This is a genomic window from Streptosporangium sp. NPDC003464, assembly GCF_053588315.1.
The window spans coordinates 1-1,067 of record NZ_JBSFPS010000574.1; the positions used below are offsets into that span (position 1 = coordinate 1).

Sequence of the window (1,067 nt, forward strand, 5' to 3'; positions counted from 1 at the left end):
GACTGGCATCCGCCGCGCCTCGCCTGACCCGGCCCCTCAGCCGGGCGTGGCGGAGCGCATCGCCAGGGCGTAGACGCCCCGCAGGTCCTCGGCCGTGACGGGCGGCACGACCTGCTGGGCGCCGACCAGGATCAGGTAGAGGAGCAGGGCCATGCGCTCGGCCTCCTCCGGCCTGCCGCCGAGTTCCAGCCACAGCGAGCGCAGGTAGTCGACGCGCATGGCGTCGACGCGTTCCTGGAAGGCGCGCACCTCGCGGTCCTGCCGGGCCCAGGCGCGCACGGCCGTCTCCTGGTCGCGGCTGTCGGCGTGGGCCTCCAGAACCAGGTCGAGGAGGCGCTGGATCTTGTCGTGGCCGCTCGCGCCGGCAGCCTCCGCGGCGGTGATGAAGCGGCCGGTGTGCTCGGCCTCGACGTGTGCGAGCAGGTCGGACTTGTAGCCGCGGATGCCCTTGAAGTGGTGGTAGAAGGAGCCCTTGGTGAGGCCGAGGTCGGCGCAGAGTCGTTCGATGGTCAGGGCTCTGATGCCGTCCCGGGTCGCGATGGCGAGCCCGGCCTCCAGCCATTCACGCTTGGACGCCATGACTCCGTACCGTACCAGATGGTATACCCCCCTTCCGGGGCCATACCATAAGGTACGGTATGGTCGGTCGCATGAGATCACGAGCATCGGCCACCAGGACGGGGGCGCTGGCCCGCTGGGTCCCCCGACTGATCATCGCCGTCGCCCTGGTGCACTTCGTGTGGGCGTTCACCCAGCCCAACGCCTGGGCCGCCATCGCGGGCGACGGCTTCGTACGCGCTCTCGTCGACATCGATCCCGGCGACTACTGGTCCCGCGAGGCCAGCGTCTGGTTCCTCGCCGCAGGCGTCGCGCTCCTCGCCATGGGCACCCTCTCCCTGCACGTCATCCGCACCACGGGCCGGCTGCCCGCCCAGCTCGGCTGGTACCTGGTGGGGATCGGCGTGCCGCTGTGCGTCCTGTACTTCCCCGTCACGGGGGGCTGGCCCGTCCTGGCCATCGGCGTGCTGGCCCTGCTGGCGGCTCGCCGGCCCCGCGAGAGCGGCGAG

The 1,067-nt window shown here is 71.5% G+C and carries 2 protein-coding genes; one reads left to right on the top strand and one right to left on the bottom strand.

Annotated elements, in window-relative coordinates; all coding sequences use genetic code 11:
- Positions 1-36 precede the first annotated feature (36 nt).
- Positions 37-579 carry a TetR/AcrR family transcriptional regulator gene (locus ACWDS7_RS48645; protein ID WP_451934853.1) on the bottom strand — a complete coding sequence of 181 codons (543 nt, stop codon included), beginning with the start codon at positions 577-579 and terminating at the stop codon, positions 37-39.
- Between the two features lie 71 nt (positions 580-650).
- On the opposite strand from ACWDS7_RS48645, the gene ACWDS7_RS48650 reads away from it, so the two are divergent.
- The coding region (locus ACWDS7_RS48650) for a DUF6463 family protein (protein ID WP_451934854.1) at positions 651-1,067 on the top strand (417 nt) is incomplete at its 3' end.

Bases quoted from the DNA above. Each gene is read 5' to 3' on its own strand.
- ACWDS7_RS48645 (WP_451934853.1), bottom strand. From the start codon at position 579: ATGGCGTCCAAGCGTGAATGGCTGGAGGCCGGGCTCGCCATCGCGACC.